Below are 17384 nucleotides of genomic sequence, written 5' to 3'. Positions count from 1 at the left end.
AGGGGGGCAACAAAAAGGAGCACAGCAAAGTGGAGCGCAGCAACGAGGAGGCCGGCCATGCCGACTCAAGCGATGCCCCCTGAGGCGCTGATGACCTTCAAGGTGCTGCTGCCCTTCCAGGTGTTCGTCGAGATCGAGGGGGTGTCGCGGATCGTAGCCGAAACCGGTGAGGGGGCCTTCGGCCTGCTGCCCCGGCGGCTCGACTGCGTGGCCGCGCTGGCGCCGGGGATCCTGATCTATGAAACCGCCGCCGAGGGTGAGCGCTATGTCGCCGTGGACGAAGGGGTGCTGGTCAAGGCCGGGCAGCAGGTGCTGGTGTCGGTGCGCCGGGCGCTGGTGGGTCGCGATCTCGCCGAGCTGCGTGCGGCGGTGGAGCAGGCCTTCCTCAGCGTGGACGAGCAGGAAAAGCGGGTGCGCTCGGTGATGGCCAAGCTGGAAAGCGGCTTCCTCAAGCGCTTCGCGGGCTTCGGGCATGACTGACGCGCCGAGGAGGGGGGGCGATAAGGACAGGCCGAGCCTCGCGGAGCAGGTCGGTGCCAAGGCAGCGCGCAAGCTCAAGGCGCGCCGCCACCGCAGTCAGGGCGTGTGGTTCGGGCTCGGCATGATGGGGCTGATCGGCTGGTCGGTGGTGGTGCCGACCCTCGCCGGGGCGATGATCGGGGTGTGGCTCGACAAGCGCCATCCGGGCCCGCCGTCCTGGACCCTGACGCTTCTGCTGATCGGGCTGGTGATCGGCTGCTGGAACGCCTGGCACTGGGTGGCCAAGGAGGATCGGGCCATCCACGACGCGCAGCGCAACGGCGATGGGGCCGAGACCCAGGCAGACGCGAAGGCTGAGCCCCAGGCGCCAGCGGATGAAGAGGAGCACCGACATGACTGAGCGATTCAGCGGGGTTATCCAGATGGTTTTCGAGTCGTTCACGTTGGCCCCGGCGGGACTGGCGGGACTGGCGCTCGGCGCCTTCTTCTTCGGTGGGCTCTACTGGACAGTGCGCCGCGGGCTCGTCTCGACGCGACCGGCGCAGTGGTTTCTGGCAAGCCTCGCGGTGCGCCTGGGCGTGACCCTCGCGGGCTTCTACCTGGTGGCCGGCGATCAGTGGCCGCGGCTGCTGGCTTGTCTGGTCGGCTTTCTCATCGCCCGCGGAGCGATCACCTGGCTCACTCGCGGGACCCGCCCAGCGGATGCCGCCCCAGCCAAGGAGGCTCGCCATGCGCCTGAGCCCTGACGAGATCATCTTCTGGCAGTTCGGCGTGCTCAAGCTCAACGCCACCATTCTCTCCACCTGGGGACTGATGCTGGTGCTGGTGGTCGGCTCGCGGCTGATCACTCGCCGGCTGTCGAGCAGCCACGAGCGCTCGCGCTGGCAGAACCTTTTGGAGATCATCGTCACCGGCATCGTCGCGCAGATCCGCGACGTGGGGCTCGATCAGCCGCGCCAGTATCTGGGCTTCATCGGCACCCTGTTCCTGTTCGTGGCCGCGGCGAGTCTCGCCACCATCCTTCCCGGTTACGAACCGCCGACCGGTTCACTGTCGACCACCGTGGCCCTGGCGCTGACGGTGTTCGTGGCGGTGCCGTTCTTCGGTATCACCGAGCAGGGTCTCGGGGGCTATCTACGCTCCTACATGCAGCCCACCGTGGTAATGCTGCCCTTCAATATCATCAGCGAGCTGTCGCGCACGCTGGCGCTGGCGGTGCGCCTGTTCGGCAACATGATGAGTGGCACCCTGATCATCGCCATTCTGTTATCCATCACGCCCTTCCTGTTCCCGATCATCATGAACCTGCTGGGCCTGCTCACCGGCATGGTGCAGGCCTACATCTTCAGCATCCTGGCCACCGTCTATATCGCGGCCGCCACCCGCACGCGAAAGCCCAGGCCGAAGCCCGAGGCCCCAGCGCCTGTCGACGCCGAGGCCCCGCGGTGATGTGTCTTTCCCTCTCATCAAGGAGACTTCTATGGACAGCATGACGCTTATCGCGATGGTCTCGATCTTTACCGCCGGGATCACCACCGGGTTTGGCACCATGGGGCCGGCGCTCGGTGAAGGGAAGGCGGTGTCCACCGCCCTGACGTCGCTGGCCCAGCAGCCCGACGCCTCGGCCACCATTACCCGCACCCTGTTCGTTGGCCTGGCGATGATCGAGTCCACCGCCATCTACTGCTTCGTGGTCTCGATGATCCTGATCTTCGCCAATCCCTTCTGGAATCATGCCCTCACGCTGGGCTCGGGGTCCTGAACCATGCTGATCGACTGGTTCACCGTGCTGGCCCAGGTGCTTAACTTCGCCATTCTGGTCTGGCTGATGAAGCGCTTTCTCTATCAGCCGATTCTGAATGCCATCGATGCCCGGGAGAGCCGGATCGCCGCGACCCTCGCCGACGCCGATGCCAGGCAGGCCGAGGCCGATGAGGAGCGTGAGCGCTTTCATGCCCGAAATGCCGAACTCGAGGCGCAGCGCACTCAGCTGTTGGCTACGGCAAGCGAAGAAGCCGCGGCTGAGCGTGCGCGGCTGATCGAGGAGGCCCGGCAGGCGGCGGATGCCATGCGCGATCAGCGCCAGAGCGCGCTGCGCACCGAGGCTCAGCGGCTTAACCAGGCCCTGCGGCGCCAGACTCAGGACGAGGTGTTCGCGATGACCCGCCAGGCGCTTGGTGACATGGCCGACGAGGGTCTGGAGGCGCGCCTGGTCGCGGTGTTTCTCAAGCGTCTCGCTACGATGGACGAGGCCACCGCGCAGCGCTTTGGTGCGGCGCTCGAGCCTACGGCTTCCAAGGGCGCATCGTCCGTCAGGGTGCGCAGCGCCTTCCCGCTGCCGAAGGCCCAGCAGGCGGCGATTCAAGAGGCGCTCGCCCGGCGCTTTCCGCAGGCTTTCTCGCCCGATGGCCCCGCGGCAGGCACTCCTATCGCATTCCAGACGGCGCCGGAGCTGATCAGCGGCATCGAGCTTACCGCCAACGGCCAGCAGCTCGCCTGGAGCCTCGAGGGCTATCTCGATGCCCAGGCGCAGGCCGTCGCCGCGCTGCTCGAGGACAGGGTCACGCCGGACGCCGCGTCATGAACGATGTCCGGCGTGATGTCCGTTCCGATCCCGCGGCCGATGTCAGCGCTGATACCGCTCCTGATGTCCGCCCCGATTTCGGCACCCAAGGCGAGGCTGACACCGGCAAGACGCCGGGGCCTGGTGACGTCGGGCCCGTGTCACCGGCAAGCCTCGAAGCCGTCTTCACCGAGGCCTTCGCCGACCTGAGCGAGACGCGGGAGGGCACGCCCTTTGCGCTGTCGACTCGCGAGGTGGGCATCGTCATTAGCGTATCCACCGGTATCGCCCGGGTCGCGGGCCTGCCCAACGTCGGCTTCGAGGAACTGCTGCGCTTTCCGGGCGAGATTTACGGTATCGCCTTCAACATCGACGAGGACGACATCGGGGTAGTGCTGCTCGGCGACTACTGGCAGCTGGAGGCCGGCGATGATGTCGAGCGCACCGGCCGCGTGGTGGATGTCGCGGTGGGCGAGGGCCTGCTGGGGCGCATCATCGACCCGCTGGGGCGCGCGTTGGATGGTCAAGGCGCGCTTGCCACCGATGAGCGCCTGCCCATCGAGCGGCCGGCGGCGCCGATCATGGATCGCGCCCGGGTCAGCGTGCCGCTGCAGACCGGCCTCAAGGTCATCGATGCGCTGATCCCGATCGGCCGCGGCCAGCGCGAGCTGATTCTCGGCGACCGACAGACCGGCAAGACCGCCATCGCGTTGGATGCCATCCTCAACCAGCGTGGGCAGGACGTGGTGTGCGTCTACTGCGCGATCGGCCAGCGGGCCTCGGCGGTGGCCAAGGCGGTGGCCGTGCTGCGCGAGCAGGGGGCGCTGGCCTATACCGTGGTAGTGGTCACCGAGGGCAATCAGCCGCCGGGGCTGTCCTACATTGCGCCCTATGCGGCGACCAGCATCGCCGAGCACTTCATGGAGGCCGGCCGCGACGTGCTGATCGTCTACGACGACCTCACCCAGCACGCCCGGGCCTATCGCGAGCTGTCGCTGCTGCTGCGACGCCCACCGGGACGCGAGGCCTTCCCCGGCGATATCTTCTACATCCATTCGCGGCTTCTGGAGCGCGCCACCCATCTGCGCGAGGAACTGGGGGGCGGCTCGCTTACCGCCCTGCCGATCATCGAAACCGAGGCCCAGAACATCGCCGCCTACATTCCCACCAACCTGATCTCGATCACCGATGGCCAGATCTACCTGTCGCCGACGCTATTCGAGCTTGGCGTGCTGCCGGCGGTGGACATCGGTCAGTCGGTGTCGCGGGTCGGCGGCAAGGCACAGCGGGCCGCCTATCGGCTGGCGGCTGGCGATCTCAAACTGGCCTACGCCCAGTTCGAGGAGCTCGAGACCTTCGTGCGCTTCGGCGCCCGGCTCGACCCGGCGACGCGCCAAGTGCTCGAGCATGGCCGACGCATCCGCGCCTGCCTCAAGCAGCCCGCCTTCGCGCCGGTGGCGGTGCCGGCGCAGATCACCCTGCTGCTGGCGCTCAGCGAGGGGCTGTTCGACGCGCTGCCCCTCGAGCAGATGCCGGCCGCCGAGCAGGCCCTGCATGACGCCGCCACGACGCTTCCCGAGGCGCTGTGCGCACGCTTCACCAGCGCCGATACCCTGAGCGGCGAGGATCGTCAGGCGGTGCTGGCCGTGGCCCGCGAGGCACTGACCCCGTTTCAGACGACCGCTGCCGGTACGTCTGATGCCGACAAGGAGGGCGCCTGATGATCGATACCATGGCCAGCCTGCGCCGCAAGATCGACAGCGCCGGCGACCTGCAGGCGGTGGTGCAGACCATGAAGGCGCTGGCGGCCTCGAGCATCGGTCAGTACGAGCACGCGGTGACGGCCCTGGCCGACTATACCCGCACCGTGGAGTTGGGGCTCTCGGCCTGCTTTCGCGAGGCGGCCCTGGTACAGCCTGCGCCGGAAGAGGGGTGCCCGGAGAGTGCTGCTGGCGCTGGCTCGGCGACGGGGCCGGTCAGTGCCGTGGTATTCGGTTCCGATCAGGGGCTGGTGGGCCGGTTCAACGATCGGGTGGCCGACGAGGCGGGCCGCGTGCTCGCGGCGCTGCCGGGCACGCCGGAAATATGGGCGGTGGGTGAGCGGGTCTACGCCCGGCTGGTCGATGCGGGGCTTGAGCCGGCCGGGCAGTTCGGCGTGCCGGGTTCGGTAGAGGGCATCGCGGCGCTGGTCGGGCAGATCCAGCTCGAGAGTGACGCCCACCGCGATGCCGGCGTCTTCTACGTCTTTCATAACCGGCCCCAGCGCGGCTCGCTCTATGCGCCGACCCATCAGCGGCTGTTGCCGCTCGATGCGGCCTGGCAGCAGCGCCTGGCCAGGATTCCCTGGCCGACCCACAACCTGCCCGAGGTGCTCTGCCAGGGCAGCGTCACCCTGCGCGGGCTGATCCATGAATACCTGTTCATCTCGCTCTACCGGGCCTGTGCCGAGTCGCTGGCCAGCGAGAATGCCAGCCGGTTGGCGGCCATGGAGCGCGCCGATCGCAACATCGATGAACTGATGGAGACGCTTCACGGCACCCTGCATCGCCTGCGCCAGGGCTCGATCGATGCCGAGCTCTTCGACGTCATCGCGGGCTTCGAGGCGCAGCGATGGGGTGAGACACCTTGATGCCAGTGAACGGAACACCGCGATGCCCCGGGGATAGGCTGGTCGGGCGGGGAGGGAATGATGCCTGCGCGTGAGACCTCGTCGGGCTGGATGCGCTATGGGTCGGTGGCGGCACTGATCGGGCTGGTCTTTGTCGTGGATCTTCAGCTGCCGCGGGGGATCGCCGGGGGCGAGCCCTATGTGGCGGCGGTGTTGCTGGCCCTCTGGACTCGCGACAGCCGCGGGGTGGTGGGGGTGGCGGCCATCTGCACGCTGATGACGGTGCTTGGCTATTACTTCTCTCCGCCCGGGGGCGAACCCTGGCAGGTGCTGCTCAATCGGTTGCTCGCCATCTTTGCGATCTGGGTGACCGCGATTCTTTCCATCAGCTGGATGAGGAAGACGGAAGAGCTGCACACCATGGCGAGAGAACGGGAAAAGGAAAAGATCTATCTGGCGACGCTCTATAGTGCCCAGCACATCATCAACAACCTCATCAATCAGCTCTACTACGTGAAGATGGAAGCCGAGAAATGCCCGGAATTTCCCCAGGCCTCCATCGTGGTATTCGACCGGGTGCTGGAGGAAGGGGAAGCCTTGATGGTGCAGCTCTCCGAGGTGGACGATATCAGCGAAGAGGCCATCAGGAAGGCCGTCTTGCCTCGGCAGGCTGCGACGCGCCCTGGCGACTAGGGGAATCCTCCGAACCGCTCTCCCACGACGCGACCGGGGACCCGCGTAACCGGTTCGCTGGGCACGACGGATCAGCGCTTTCGGGCGGCATGTCTCCAGTCAGGTGCGGATGGGAGAAGGACGGAAGAAGGGCGGGGGAGGGAGGATACAACGGCCGGTGTCATGCACCGGCCTGTCTCCAGGAGCGTCGTCGAGGAGCGCTGTCGTCTGGCTTATAGCTGGCCGAGCACGGTGTCGGCGCTGCTCTGCTCCACGCCCTTGGCGTCGACGCCCAGGTATTCCACCACGCCGTCGTTGGCGATCAGGGCGAAGCGCTTGCTGCGGATACCCATGCCGCCGGCGCTGACGTCCATCTCCAGGCCCAGGGCCTTGGCGAACTCGGCGTTGCCGTCGGCCAGCATGGTGATCTGCTGGGCGTTCTGGTCTTTCTGCCAGGCATCCATCACGAAGGCATCGTTCACCGACAGACAGGCGATGGTGTCCACGCCCTTGGCGAGGATGTCGTCGGCCTTGATCACGAAGCCGGGCATGTGGGTGTTGGAGCAGCCCGGCGTGAAGGCGCCGGGCACGGCGAACAGCACCACCTTCTTGCCGGCAAACAGCTCGCCCAGGGCGATGTCTTCCGGGCCATTGGCGCCGTTGGTCTTGATGGTGACGTCGGGGATCCTGTCGCCTACGGAAATAGTCATGCGGCGCTTCCTTTGTTGGCAAATGGCGCGGCCGGTCTCGCCGGCCAGCGGGCCTTCACTCTAGCAAGGGCGCGCAAGCGGGGGAAACCGGCGGCCCGGCAATGGCTGACGACTCAGGCCGCGCTGGAGCTGCGTCTCGTGATCGAGCGGATACCATCTGATCCTCTCGATTGAGGGCAGGGCGATGCCGTGGCTCATGCCGAGGAGGTGCCACGCTTGTAGCCCATGAGCATCGTGATCGCGCCCACGTGGATACCCAGCCCTAGCGCCTGAGGTAGGGCCCAAGACTTGAGGCCGGTGAGGCGCGGAGGATGCTAGACTGGCCCCCTGTCCCAGGGAGTTCCATCGGATCGAGAGAGTAAATGGCCAAGCGAAAAGGCGGCATTCGGCGCCGAAATATCGAGAATATTTTGCTGGCGGCCGAGCAGGTCTTCGCCGAGAAGGGCTATGCGGGTGCATCGGTCGGTGAGATCGCCGAGCTTGCCGAGATCCCCAAGTCCAACGTGCACTACTATTTCTCGACCAAGGAGGAGCTTTACCGCGAGGTGCTGCTGGGGCTGCTCGAGGTCTGGAAGCAGGATGCGCTGTGCTTCGAGCTCTATGACGACCCGAGGGTGGTGCTCTCGACCTATATTCGCGCCAAGATGACGCATTCCCGTGATCGTGCCGCGGGGTCCAAGGTGTGGGCCACCGAAGTGATGCAGGGCGCGCCAGTGCTCGGGGACTGTCTGCGTGAGCACCTCTATGAATGGGCCAAGCTCAAGGAGGCCAAGATCCGCAGCTGGATCGAGGCCGAACAGATCCTGCCGGTCGATCCTTCCTACCTGTTGTACATGATCTGGGCCTCGACCCAGCATTACGCCGATTTCGACTATCAGATCTGCCTGCTCAACGACGATGTGCCGCTCGACGACCTGCAGTTCGAGCGCGCCGTGCAGTCGGTGACCAGCATCATCCTGCGCGGCATCGGCCTGTCGTCCTGAGCCTTAAGTCCCGAGCCTTAATTAAGTCCCGAATAATGACCCGCCAGACACACGCCACCCCGGGCGGACCCGGGGTGGCGTGAGAGTGTCGAGAGAGTGGCGAGGAGATGGGACTTAGGTTTTGTCCGAAAAGTCTAGCTAAAGACCTCTCTTAACCCGCGGCGCGGAAGGGGTTGCGGGGGTCCTCGTTCCAGCTCATGTAGGGTTTGTCGTGCTGCTGCGGCACCATGGTGATGCAGTCCTGCACCGGGCAGGTGATCTGGCACAGGTTGCAGCCCACGCATTCCTTCTCGATGACTTCATAGCGACGGGCGCCACTGGTCTCGATCAATTGGGCGATCGACTGGTGCGAGGTGTCCTCGCAGGCGATGTAGCAGCGCCCGCACTGGATGCACTTGTCCTGGTCGATGTGGGCGATGGTCTGGAAGTTCATGTCGAGATACTTCCAGTCGGTGGTGTTCGCCACCGCCTTGCCCGAGAACGCCTCGAGGCTCGCGTGGCCTTGCTCCTCCATCCAGCGCGCCAGGCCGTCCTTCATCTCCTCGACGATGCGAAAGCCATGCAGCATGGCGGCGGTGCACACCTGCACGGCGCCGGCACCGAGTGCCACGAACTCGGCGGCATCGCGCCAGGTGGAAATGCCGCCGATGCCGCAGATCGGCAGGTTCTGGGTGGCCGGGTCGCGGGCGATCTCGGCGACCATGTTCATGGCAATCGGCTTGACCGCCGACCCGCAGTAGCCGCCGTGGGTGCTCTGGGTGCCCACCGTCGGCTTGGCCACCATCTGGTCGAGATCGATCGAGGTGATCGAGTTGATGGTGTTGATCAGCGACACCGCATCGGCGCCACCGCGCAGCGCGGCCTTGGCCGGTTCACGGATATCGGTGATGTTGGGAGTCAGCTTGACGATCACCGGCAGGCTCGAGTAGGTCTTGCACCAGCGGGTGACCTGCTCGATCAGCTCTGGGTTCTGGCCCACTGCGGCGCCCATGCCGCGCTCGGGCATGCCATGCGGACAGCCCAGGTTGAGCTCGATGCCGTCGGCGCCGGTGGCCTCGACCCGGGGCAGGATCGCCTTCCAGCTCTCCTCGACGCAGGGCACCATGATCGAGACGATCATGGCCCGATCCGGCCAACGCTTCTTGACCTCGGTGATCTCGCGCAGGTTGATCTCGAGGCTGCGGTCGGTGATCAGCTCGATGTTGTTGAAGCCCAGCACCTCACGATTCTTGCCGAAGTGCGCCGAATAGCGCGAGGAGACGTTGACCGGTGCCGGGTCCTCGCCGAGGGTCTTCCACACCACGCCGCCCCAGCCGGCCTCGAAGGCGCGCTCGACGTTGTAGGCCTTGTCGGTGGGGGGCGCCGAGGCCAGCCAGAAGGGGTTGGGCGACTTGATGCCGGCGAACTCGATGCTCAGATCGACCTTGGGATGTTTCGCTGACGCCTTCATTACGCCACCTCCTGACGGGCCATGAGGTCCTGGTGAATGGCCTCGGCGGCCAGCTTGCCGTGCTGCACGGCCTGCACGGTGAGATCCTGTCCCGGCGCCACGCAGTCACCGCCGGCATAGACCCCGGGCAGACTAGTGCGCAGGTGGGCATCGACATGGATCCTGTCGCCCTGCGGCTCGAGTCGCGCGGCGCGGGGATCGCTCAGGCTGTCCGCGGCGAAGGTCTGGCCGATGGCGGTGAAGACCGCATCGGCGGGAAGCTCCAGCGTGTCGCCGGTGCCGACCAGGCGACCATCCTGCTCGCGGGTGCGTTCGAAGCGCATGCCGGCCACTCGGCCCTGATCATCCAGCAGCACCTCGTCGGGCTTGGCCCAGGTGACGATGCGCACCCCGTTGGCTCGGGCGATGTCCTGTTCGTGGCCGGTGGCCGACATGGCCTCCACGCCGCGGCGGTAGACCAGGGTGACGTCATCGGCGCCCAGGCGGGCCATCTGCACCGCCATGTCGATGGCGGTGTTGCCGGCGCCGATCACCACGCAGCGCCGGGCCAGCGGCAACTCGCCGAGATCGCTCACCTGCCGTAGCTCCTTGATGTAGTCGGTGGCCGGCATCAGGCCGGGCGTCGCTACGCCGGGCGTCGCTACGCCATCCGAGCGCTCGCCGGTCAGGCCCAGCTGCCGGCTGGCGCCGAGGCCGAGGCCGAGGAAGACGGCGTCATGCTCGCTCTGGAGCGTCTCGAGGGTCAGGTTGTCGCCCAGGCGCTGGCCATGGCGAATCTCGATGCCGCCGATCTCGAGCAGGAAATCGATCTCCTGCTGGGCGTAGTCGTCGGTGAGCTTGTAACGGGCGATGCCGTATTCGTTGAGCCCGCCGGGCTTGGGCTCGGCCTCGAAGATGGTCACCCGGTGGCCATGGGTCGCCAGACGATGAGCGCAGGACAGGCCCGCCGGGCCGGCCCCGACCACGGCGATATGCTTGCCGGTCTCGGCGGCGCGGGTGAAGGGATGGCCGTCGAAGTCCATATTGTCGATGGCGTGGCGTTGCAGCAGGCCGATCAGTACCGGCTGGCATTCCTCGTGGTGATTGCGCACGCAGCTCTGCTCGCAGAGGATCTCGGTGGGGCAGACCCGGGCACAGCTGCCGCCGAGGATGTTCTGCTCGAGGATGGTCTGGGCGGCGCCGTTGAGGTTGTCCTCGCTGATCTCGCGGATGAAGCGCGGGATGTCGATATCGGAGGGGCAGGCCTGGATGCAGGGCGCGTCATAGCAGTACAGGCAGCGCTGGCTCTCGATAATGGCCTGGCGCGAGGTCAGCGGTGGATGCAGGTCGCTGAAGCCTGCCTCCAGGGCCACGCTCGCGTCACGGCTGTCCGCGGCGCGGGGCAGGTGGCTGAGTGGATGGCTGAGTGGGTGGGTCACGGTGATCACCTCGTTTGTTGTTATAGGCCCCTCGCGCCTGTCAGGCGCGAGGGGCTTCAGTGCGCTTTCGTGAGCAACGCTTCAATCGCGGTCGACGGCGGTGGGGGTATTGACCTCGGCGCGACGCTTGAGTACGTCATAGACGCCTGGGTAGGCCGGACGCTCGAGGTAGCGGCCGGCGCCGCGTTCGGCATGCAGCTCGCCGTCACGCCATACCCATTTGCCCTGACTGATGGTGTGGCGCGGAATGCCGGTGACCGTCTTGCCCTCGAAGATGTTGAAGTCGATGTTCTGGTGGTGGGTCTTGGCCGAGATGGTGCGCGTCCCCTTGGGATCCCAGACCACCAGGTCGGCGTCGGCGCCGACCCGCACCGCGCCCTTGCGCGGATAGAGGTTGAAGATCTTGGCGGCGTTGGTGGAGGTCAGGGCGACGAACTCCTGAAGCGAAAGCCGGCCCGAGTTGACGCCCTCGTCCCACAGCACGGCCATGCGGTCCTCGATGCCGGCGGTGCCGTTGGGAATCTTGGTGAAGTCGTCCTTGCCCATGGCTTTCTGCTCGGCGCAGAAGCAGCAGTGGTCGGTTGCCGTGGTCTGCAGGTTGCCTGATTGCAGGCCCTTCCACAGGGCGTCCTGATGCGCCTTGCTGCGAAACGGCGGGCTCATCACATAGCCGGCGGCGGTGTCCCAGTCCTTGTTGCGATAGACGCTCTCGTCGATCACCAGGTGGCCGGCGAGGCACTCGCCATAGACCGCTTGGCCCTGTTGGCGGGCATAGGTGATCTCGTCGAGCGAATCCTTGCAGGACACGTGCACCACGTAGATCGGGGCGCCCAGGGTGCCGGCGATGCGGATCGCACGGCTGGCGGCTTCGCCTTCGACCTGCGGCGGACGCGACAGCGGGTGGGCCTCAGGACCGGTGATGCCCTGAGCCAGCAGCTTCTGCTGCAGGTGATAGACCAGTTCGCCGTTCTCGGCATGCACGGTGGGCACGGCGCCGAGTTCCAGGCAACGGGTGAAGCTTTCCACCAGGATGTCGTCGGTGGCCATGATGGCGTTCTTGTAGGCCATGAAGTGCTTGAAGCTGTTCACCCCGTGCTCGCGGACCAGCGTGCCCATGTCCTCGCGCACGCTGTCGTCCCACCAGGTGATGGCGACGTGGAAGGCGTAGTCGGCGGCGGCCTTGTCGGCCCAGCCACGCCAGGTCTCGAAGGCCTCCATCAGCGACTGGCCGGGGCTCGGGATCACGAAGTCGATGATGGTGGTGGTGCCGCCGGCCAGCCCCGCCGCGGTGCCGGTGTAGAAATCCTCGCTGGCCACCGTGCCCATGAAGGGCAACTGCATGTGGGTGTGCGGGTCGATGCCGCCGGGCATCACGTACTGGCCGGCGGCATCGATGATCTCGGCGCCGGCGGGGACCTCGAGGTCGGGGCCGACGGCGGCGATCTGGCCGTCGACGCACAGGACGTCGGCGCGGTAGGTCTCGTCATGGGTGACGACGGTGCCGCCACGGATCAAGAGCGTCATGGTCGCTGCTCCCTAGGTGTTGTCCGAAAAGTCGTGCTTATTGTCGGAGTCTCGCAGTCGTGGGCCTGCCGCCCGTCGGGCGGCAGGGCGTGCGGCTATTCGCCGTCGGTCAGGCGGGTGTAGGTCTCGGGGCGGCGGTCGCGGAAGAACTGCCAGTTGTTGCGGATCTCGCGGACCATGGCCAGGTCGACCTCGTGCACGAGGAGTTCGTCATCCTTGGCGCTGGCCTGGGCCTCGATCTCGCCCCGGGGATTGGCGATGTAGGAGCTGCCGTAGAACTCACCGATGTTCCAGGGGGCTTCGGTGCCGACCCGGTTGATGGCGGCGATGAAGCAGCCGTTGGCGGCGGCGGAGGCGGGCTGCTCGAGTTCCCACAGGTACTGGGAAAGCCCGGCGACGGTGGCGCTGGGGTTGAAGATGATCTCGGCGCCGTTGAGGGCCAGGGCCCGCCAGCCTTCTGGGAAGTGGCGGTCGTAGCAGATGTAGACGCCGATCTTGCCGTAGGCGGTGTCGAACACCGGCCAGTCGGACTGGCCCGGCTTGAAGTAGAACTTCTCCCAGAACCCGGCGACCTGGGGAATATGGGTCTTGTGGTACTTGCCGAGGTAGCTGCCATCGGCATCGAAGACCGCGGCGGTGTTGTAGTAGATGCCGGTCACCGTTTCCTCGTAGATCGGCACGATGATGACCATGCGGTGCTTGGCGGCGAGCTTCTGCATCATCTGGCAGGTCGGGCCCTCGGGGACGCGCTCGGCGGCGTCGTACCACTTCTTGTCCTGGCTGGGGCAGAAGTAGGGCTGGTTGAACACCTCCTGGAAGCACAGCACCTGGACGCCTTGTTCGGCGGCCTGCTCGATCAGCGGCAGGTGCGCCTCGTTCATGGCGTCGCGAATCGCCGCGGGGTCGAGGTCGGTGCCGGTCTTCAGGCCCATCTGGATGACGCCGATCTTCACCTTTTCCATCGCATGATCCTCATCTGGTCTTGTTGTTGTGGTTTTTAAAAACTGACTATCGAGTCAGGTTATGGAAAAGCTAGACCCTCGCAGGCAGACCTTGCAAGCATTTTTTATCACCTGACTTTTTGCTTATGAAATGTCTTAACTTATTGAAATAAAATGCTTTCTCCGTTTTGGTGTGTTGAGTGCACTCTTATGACTCTTCTGCAGTCCTGGGCGCTTTAATCTTTAAAAACATTGGCTTGTGTTTCTCTTCTAGGCCGTGCAAGGCGCCTGATGGGGTGTTTTATGCACCATCTTAGAAATTGACTATGGTGTCAGGATGCCGCCTTGGCTTGATGCGAAGGGCATCAGGGCAGGTGCCCTTAAAAAATTGACGGTAGAGACAGGTTTTGGGTGAGGAAATAAATCAATAAGTTGGCGGCGAAAGGCCGGGCTATCCGGCCTTCCACCGGCCACGCAGGCCGTGTTCGATCGCGATTCGGGCATGTTTCTTGCGATGCAGCATGACGGCCCGGCACGTCTGGGCGTTTGGCGAGCCACTGAGGAGACAACAACAATGACGGCAACCACTTCACATACCATTCGCCGCGGCGAGCTCATCGAGCTCGAGGTCGGCAGCGACGTGCGGGATAGCTCTCGCTTCAACGAGGACATCGCCCCCACGCGGCTTAAGGAACGAACCTGGAGCCGCTGGAACGTGGCGGCGCTCTGGGTAGGCATGGCGATCTGCGTGCCGACCTACACCCTCGGGGGCGTGCTGACCGCCTACTTCGGCCTGTCCGTGGGCGAGGCGCTGCTGACCATCCTGCTGGCCAACGTGGTGGTGCTGGTACCGCTGACCCTGAATGCCTTTCCGGGCACCAAGTTCGGCATTCCCTTCCCGGTGGTGTTGCGCTCGTCGTTCGGCATCCGCGGTTCCAACGTGCCCTGCCTGATCCGGGCACTGGTGGGCTGCGGCTGGTTCGGCATTCAGACCATGTTCGGCGGCCTGGCCATCCACCTGCTGCTGTCGGCGATCTTCCCGGCCTGGAAGGCGCTGGACGGGGTGGGCGAGGTGATCGGCTTCTTCGTTTTCGGTGCCATGAACCTCTACGTGGTGATCCGCGGCGCCGAGTCGATCAAGTGGCTCGAGACCCTGGCCGCGCCGCTGCTGCTGGCGGTGGGCGTGGGGCTGATGGTGTGGGCGATGCCCCATGTGTCGGTGAGCGAGCTGATGAGCCAGCCGCCGTCGCGTCCGGAAGGAGCCTCGGTGTATGGCTACTTCTTCGCCGGCCTGACCGCCATGGTCGGCTTCTGGGCGACGCTGTCGCTGAACATTCCCGACTTCAGCCGCTTCGCCAAGAGCCAGAAGGATCAGATCATCGGCCAAGTGATCGGCCTGCCGCTGACCATGTTCTTCTTCGCGGCGCTTGGGGTGGTGATGACCGCGGCCTCCGCCTCGCTGGTCGGCGAGACGGTCTCCGATCCGGTCAGCCTGATCGGGCGCATCGACAGCCCGGTGTGGGTGGGGATCGCCATGGTGCTGATCATCGTCGCGACCCTCTCTACCAACACCGCCGCCAACATCGTCTCGCCCACCAACGACTTCCAGAACATCGCGCCGAAGCTGATCAACCAGACGCGTGGCGTGCTGATGACCGGTCTGGTCGGGGTGCTGCTGATGGGCTATGACCTCTTGCAGAAGGCCGGGCTGATCGTCTCCGACGTGACCCTGGAGAGCCTCTACTCCAACTGGCTGCTGGGGTATTCGAGCCTCTTGGGGCCGATCGCCGGGATCATGGCGGTGGACTACTTCCTGGTGAAGCGCCAGTCGCTGGATGTGGTAAGCCTGTATCGGGATGGGGGCGCCTATCCGGCCTACAACCCGGCCGGCTTCATCGCCTTCTTGATCCCGGTGGGGCTGACCGTGATCTCGCTTTCGACCGGCACCATGAGCTGGTTCTACGACTTCGGCTGGTTCACCGGCTCGGCGCTGGGGGCGGTGATCTACTATGTCGCCAGCCAGCTGCTGGCCAAGCCGGTGAGGGTGCCCACGCCGGCGGTCGAGGAGGCCAGCTCCTAGTCCCCCCTGGGCTATCCGGGCGCCCGCCTAGCGATAGCCCTCGGCCTGCAGCCGGAAGAGCTGGGCGTAGCGGCCGTTCTCGGCCAGCAGGTGTTCGTGATCGCCGCGCTCGATGATCCGTCCCTGGTCGATGACCAGGATCTGGTCGGCGGCCCGCACGGTCGAGAAGCGGTGCGAGATCAGGAGGGTCATCTTGTCCCGGCGGTGCTCGCGAAAGCGGGCATAGATCCGGGCCTCGGCGGCGGCGTCCATGGCCGCCGTCGGCTCGTCGAGCACCAGGATGTCGGCGTCCTCGCGCATGTAGGCCCGCGACAGCGCCACCTTCTGCCACTGCCCCCCCGAGAGCTCCTGGCCGCCCTTGAACCAGCGTCCCAGCTGGGTTTCGTAGCCGGCCGGCATCTGGGCGATGAAGTCATCCGCGAGCCCGTGCTCGGCGGCATAGCGCCAGCGGGCCTCATCGGAGAAGGCGTCGACGTTGCCGACGCCGAGGTTCTCGCCCACCTGTAGCTGATAGCGCACGAAATCCTGGAAGATCACCCCGATGCGCCGGCGCAGTGCCTGCACGTCCCAGTCCTTGAGCGGGCTACCGTCGAGCAGGATGCGGCCTTCACTCGGCGGGTAGAGACGCGTCAGCAGCTTGATCAGGGTGGTCTTGCCGGAGCCATTTTCACCGACTAGCGCCAGGCTCTGGCCCGGGCGCAGGTGCAGGCTGATATCGGCAAGTACCGGCGTCTCGGCGCCCGGGTAGGTGAACCCGACTCCCTCGAAGCGGATGCCGTCGCCGGGGGCCGCGCCCCGAGTCAGGCTGCCGCCTTCTGCGTCGACCGGCTGTTCGAGGTATTCATAGAGATTCGAGAGGTAGAGGTTGTCCTCGTACATGCCGCTGACCGCGGTGAGGCTAGCCGAAAGGGCCGCCTGGCCCTGCTTGAAGACCATCAGGTACATGGTCATCTGGCCAAGCGTCAGCCGCCCGACCACGGTGTCGAGCACCACCCAGGCATAGGCGCCGTAGAAGGTCAGGGTGCCCAGCAGGCCGAGCACGAAGCCCCAGCCGTCGCGGCGCAGGGTTAGGCGCCGATCCTCGGCGTAGAGGCCGTCGAAGATGTCCCGGTAGCGCTTGAGGAACAAGGGCTCGAGCCCGAACAGCTTGACCTCCTTGATGCTGTCCTCCCGGGCCAGCACGGTCTCCAGGTACATCTGCATGCGGGTCTGCGGAGAGCGCCAGCGAAAGAGCCGGAAGGCATCGCCGGAGAACTTGGCCTCGGAGAGGAACACCGGCAGGGCGCCAACCACCAAGATGGCGATCGCCCAGGGCGAGAACTGCACCAGCAGCACCGCGAAGCTGGCAAGCGAGATGCCGTTCTGCAAGAGCCCGAAGGTCTTGTTGACCAGGGAAAGCGGCCGGGTCGAGGCCTCGCGGCGGGCCCTGGTCAGCTTGTCGTAGAACTCCGAGTCCTCGAACTGGGCAAGCGACAGGGTGCCGGCCTTCTCGAGGATCATCACGTTGACCTTCTGGCCGAGCAGCGCCCGCAATAGCGACTGCTGAGCCGAGAGCCCGCGCCGGGCCAGGTCGATCAGGGCAATGATCAGCCCTTCGAGCGCCACGTACTTGAGCACCGGCCGAGCTTCCTCGAGCAGTGAGGGCGTGGCTGCGGCCTGGTAGTGATCCATGGCGGCCACCACCGCATCGACGATCAGCTGGCCGACATAGGCCGCCATCGCCGGCAGCACGCCGGCCACCAGGGTGCAGAGCGCAAGCCCCAGGGTCAGGCCACGGGAGGTATCCCACACCAGCGCCAGGGCACGGCGGCTGTAGCGAAACACGCCGATAAAGCTCGAGAAGCGGGCTGGCGTGGGGGAGGGCGGTGGTGACAAGATAAGCCTCCTTGGCGGTCATGGCCCGAGTGTATCAGGCGGTACCGGTGGGGGCGTGCTGTTCACGCCCTCGGCGCCGG

General features: G+C 65.8%; 17 protein-coding genes. 11 read left to right on the top strand and 6 right to left on the bottom strand.

Features of this window, described 5'->3' with window-relative positions; all coding sequences use genetic code 11:
• Window positions 1-57: 57 nt before the first annotated feature.
• From IEJ03_RS12150 to IEJ03_RS12110, 9 genes are read left to right on the top strand one after another with little or no spacing between them, the layout of a single operon-like run.
• Entirely contained in the window at window positions 58-480 is a 423-nt protein-coding gene (locus tag IEJ03_RS12150; protein ID WP_242457955.1) for a F0F1 ATP synthase subunit epsilon, read from the top strand.
• Window positions 473-880, top strand: a complete 408-nt coding sequence (locus IEJ03_RS12145) for an AtpZ/AtpI family protein (RefSeq protein WP_192035113.1) — start codon at window positions 473-475, stop codon at window positions 878-880. Before IEJ03_RS12150 ends, IEJ03_RS12145 begins: the two co-directional genes overlap by 8 nt.
• On the top strand, window positions 873-1226 hold the full coding sequence (locus tag IEJ03_RS12140; RefSeq protein WP_202884371.1) for an ATP synthase subunit I: 354 nt from the start codon (window positions 873-875) through the stop codon (window positions 1224-1226). Before IEJ03_RS12145 ends, IEJ03_RS12140 begins: the two co-directional genes overlap by 8 nt.
• Complete coding sequence (locus tag IEJ03_RS12135) at window positions 1210-1929, top strand: F0F1 ATP synthase subunit A (RefSeq protein ID WP_192035112.1); 720 nt, start codon at window positions 1210-1212, stop codon at window positions 1927-1929. Before IEJ03_RS12140 ends, IEJ03_RS12135 begins: the two co-directional genes overlap by 17 nt.
• 31 nt (window positions 1930-1960) lie before the next feature.
• Complete coding sequence (locus tag IEJ03_RS12130; protein ID WP_192035111.1) at window positions 1961-2242, top strand: F0F1 ATP synthase subunit C; 282 nt, start codon at window positions 1961-1963, stop codon at window positions 2240-2242.
• 3 nt (window positions 2243-2245) lie between these two features.
• Window positions 2246-3064 (top strand): F0F1 ATP synthase subunit B, encoded by an 819-nt coding sequence (locus IEJ03_RS12125; protein ID WP_192035110.1) that lies wholly within the window; start codon window positions 2246-2248, stop codon window positions 3062-3064.
• Entirely contained in the window at window positions 3061-4764 is a 1704-nt protein-coding gene (locus IEJ03_RS12120; RefSeq protein WP_192035109.1) for an alternate F1F0 ATPase, F1 subunit alpha, read from the top strand. The genes IEJ03_RS12125 and IEJ03_RS12120 overlap by 4 nt, the downstream gene beginning before the upstream one ends.
• Window positions 4764-5672, top strand: coding sequence for a F0F1 ATP synthase subunit gamma (locus IEJ03_RS12115; RefSeq protein ID WP_192035108.1), 909 nt, complete (start codon window positions 4764-4766; stop codon window positions 5670-5672). Before IEJ03_RS12120 ends, IEJ03_RS12115 begins: the two co-directional genes overlap by 1 nt.
• A gap of 60 nt (window positions 5673-5732) precedes the next feature.
• Window positions 5733-6344, top strand: a complete 612-nt coding sequence (locus IEJ03_RS12110) for a hypothetical protein (protein WP_192035107.1) — start codon at window positions 5733-5735, stop codon at window positions 6342-6344.
• 212 nt (window positions 6345-6556) lie between these two features.
• Here the strand turns inward: IEJ03_RS12110 and IEJ03_RS12105 are convergent, their stop codons facing one another.
• The gene (locus IEJ03_RS12105; RefSeq protein WP_192035106.1) at window positions 6557-7033 is read right to left on the bottom strand and encodes a peroxiredoxin; all 477 of its coding nucleotides are present in this window, start codon (window positions 7031-7033) and stop codon (window positions 6557-6559) included.
• 362 nt (window positions 7034-7395) lie between these two features.
• Here IEJ03_RS12105 and IEJ03_RS12100 point away from each other — a divergent pair, with 362 nt between their 5' ends.
• Window positions 7396-8016 carry a TetR/AcrR family transcriptional regulator gene (locus IEJ03_RS12100; protein WP_192035105.1) on the top strand — a complete coding sequence of 207 codons (621 nt, stop codon included), beginning with the start codon at window positions 7396-7398 and terminating at the stop codon, window positions 8014-8016.
• A gap of 151 nt (window positions 8017-8167) precedes the next feature.
• On the opposite strand, the gene preA is transcribed toward IEJ03_RS12100, so the two are convergent.
• The 4 genes from preA to IEJ03_RS12080 form a co-directional block, all read right to left on the bottom strand.
• Window positions 8168-9466 carry an NAD-dependent dihydropyrimidine dehydrogenase subunit PreA gene (gene preA, locus IEJ03_RS12095; protein ID WP_192035104.1) on the bottom strand — a complete coding sequence of 433 codons (1299 nt, stop codon included), beginning with the start codon at window positions 9464-9466 and terminating at the stop codon, window positions 8168-8170.
• The gene (locus IEJ03_RS12090; protein WP_202884370.1) at window positions 9466-10884 is read right to left on the bottom strand and encodes an NAD(P)-dependent oxidoreductase; all 1419 of its coding nucleotides are present in this window, start codon (window positions 10882-10884) and stop codon (window positions 9466-9468) included. Before IEJ03_RS12090 ends, preA begins: the two co-directional genes overlap by 1 nt.
• 81 nt (window positions 10885-10965) lie before the next feature.
• Window positions 10966-12408 carry a dihydropyrimidinase gene (gene hydA / locus IEJ03_RS12085; RefSeq protein WP_192035103.1) on the bottom strand — a complete coding sequence of 481 codons (1443 nt, stop codon included), beginning with the start codon at window positions 12406-12408 and terminating at the stop codon, window positions 10966-10968.
• A gap of 95 nt (window positions 12409-12503) precedes the next feature.
• Window positions 12504-13370, bottom strand: coding sequence for a nitrilase-related carbon-nitrogen hydrolase (locus tag IEJ03_RS12080; RefSeq protein WP_192035102.1), 867 nt, complete (start codon window positions 13368-13370; stop codon window positions 12504-12506).
• A gap of 553 nt (window positions 13371-13923) precedes the next feature.
• On the opposite strand from IEJ03_RS12080, the gene IEJ03_RS12075 reads away from it, so the two are divergent.
• Window positions 13924-15429 (top strand): NCS1 family nucleobase:cation symporter-1, encoded by a 1506-nt coding sequence (locus tag IEJ03_RS12075; RefSeq protein WP_192035101.1) that lies wholly within the window; start codon window positions 13924-13926, stop codon window positions 15427-15429.
• Between the two features lie 27 nt (window positions 15430-15456).
• On the opposite strand, the gene IEJ03_RS12070 is transcribed toward IEJ03_RS12075, so the two are convergent.
• Window positions 15457-17304 carry an ABC transporter ATP-binding protein gene (locus IEJ03_RS12070; protein WP_192035100.1) on the bottom strand — a complete coding sequence of 616 codons (1848 nt, stop codon included), beginning with the start codon at window positions 17302-17304 and terminating at the stop codon, window positions 15457-15459.
• Window positions 17305-17384 lie beyond the last annotated feature (80 nt).

The organism is Halomonas sp. YLGW01, from assembly GCF_014840935.1.
Taxonomy (GTDB): domain Bacteria; phylum Pseudomonadota; class Gammaproteobacteria; order Pseudomonadales; family Halomonadaceae; genus Onishia.
Note: the sequence above shows the minus strand (reverse complement) of the source record. Positions and strands in the feature narration are given on the sequence as shown.